The organism is Escherichia sp. WS1450 (assembly GCF_046487395.1).
Lineage (GTDB): Bacteria > Pseudomonadota > Gammaproteobacteria > Enterobacterales > Enterobacteriaceae > Escherichia > Escherichia coli.
This window is the reverse complement of the sequence record NZ_JBJQJO010000123.1, coordinates 1-1,034: the sequence shown is the minus strand read 5'-3', so window position 1 is coordinate 1,034 and position 1,034 is coordinate 1. Positions and strand designations below refer to the sequence as shown.

1 pseudogene and 1 other annotated feature are annotated in these 1,034 nt (G+C 53.7%); the pseudogene reads left to right on the top strand.

What is annotated here, in order from left to right:
- Positions 1-1,002: pseudogene (locus ACJHYR_RS27830) on the top strand (IS3-like element IS1203 family transposase); the annotation flags it as partial.
- Positions 70-186, top strand: a sequence feature (AL1L pseudoknot). Its footprint overlaps the pseudogene before it by 117 nt.
- Positions 1,003-1,034: the final 32 nt, after the last annotated feature.

Below are 1,034 nucleotides of genomic sequence, written 5' to 3'. Positions count from 1 at the left end.
GCGTCTGAAAGAGCTGGAACGTGAAAATCGTGAACTGCGCCGCAGTAACGATATCCTTCGCCAGGCTTCCGCTTATTTTGCGAAGGCGGAGTTCGACCGCCTCTGGAAAAAATGATGCCACTGCTGGATAAGCTGCGTGAGCAGTACGGGGTCGGACCGGTATGCAGCGAACTGCATATTGCCCCGTCAACGTATTACCATTGTCAGCAACAGCGACATCATCCGGATAAACGCAGTGCCCGTGCGCAGCACGACGACTGGCTGAAGAGAGAGATACAGCGCGTATACGATGAAAATCATCAGGTGTACGGTGTGCGTAAAGTCTGGCGTCAGTTGTTACGGGAAGGAATCAGGGTGGCCAGATGTACAGTGGCACGTCTCATGGCGGTTATGGGACTTGCCGGTGTTCTCCGGGGTAAAAAGGTCCGTACGACCATCAGCCGGAAAGCCGTTGCCGCAGGCGACCGCGTAAACCGTCAGTTCGTGGCAGAACGACCTGACCAGCTGTGGGTGGCTGATTTTACTTACGTCAGCACATGGCAGGGCTTCGTCTATGTGGCGTTTATCATTGATGTGTTTGCCGGATACATCGTGGGGTGGCGGGTCTCATCGTCTATGGAAACGACATTCGTGCTGGATGCGCTGGAGCAGGCGTTGTGGGCCCGTCGTCCGTCTGGCACCATCCATCACAGCGATAAAGGCTCTCAGTATGTGTCACTGGCCTATACGGAGCGACTAAAAGAAGCCGGATTACTGGCATCAACAGGGAGTACAGGCGACTCGTATGACAACGCGATGGCTGAGAGCATCAATGGTCTTTACAAAGCGGAGGTAATACACCGTAAGAGCTGGAAAAACCGTGCAGAAGTGGAACTGGCCACACTAACGTGGGTGGACTGGTATAACAATCGACGATTGCTGGGAAGGCTGGGCCATACTCCTCCGGCAGAAGCAGAAAAAGCTTATTATGCTTCCATCGGAAACGATGATCTGGCAGCCTGAGTTCACAGATAAAACACTCTCCAGGAAACCCG